This window comes from Salinispora sp. H7-4 (assembly GCF_013416675.1).
Classification (GTDB): Bacteria; Actinomycetota; Actinomycetes; order Mycobacteriales; family Micromonosporaceae; genus Micromonospora; species Micromonospora vitiensis.
Genome location: NZ_JABZED010000024.1, coordinates 3,943 through 4,162 on the forward strand (window position 1 = coordinate 3,943; position 220 = coordinate 4,162).

Consider the following 220-nt stretch of genomic DNA (forward strand, 5'->3'; position numbering starts at 1 on the left):
AGCCGGTGGCTCGTACGGTGGTGTTGACTGCGGCGGCGATGTCGAGGCGGCCGGTGCCGACCTGGTATGCGCTGTAGGTGTCGGCTAGGCCCTCGGTGCTGCTCATGAGGGCGGTTTTGAGTTGTTGGCCGGTCCAGTTGGGGTGTTGTTGGGCGAGGATGGCGGCGGCTCCGGCGACGTGTGGGGTGGCCATGGAGGTGCCGTCGAGGCTGTGGTACAT

General features: G+C 66.8%; 1 protein-coding gene. It reads right to left on the reverse strand.

The genetic code is table 11. The features are described 5' to 3' along the window. On the reverse strand, nucleotides 1-220 hold a 220-nt coding region (locus tag H0524_RS24800; RefSeq protein ID WP_255435947.1), incomplete at both ends, for a S8 family serine peptidase.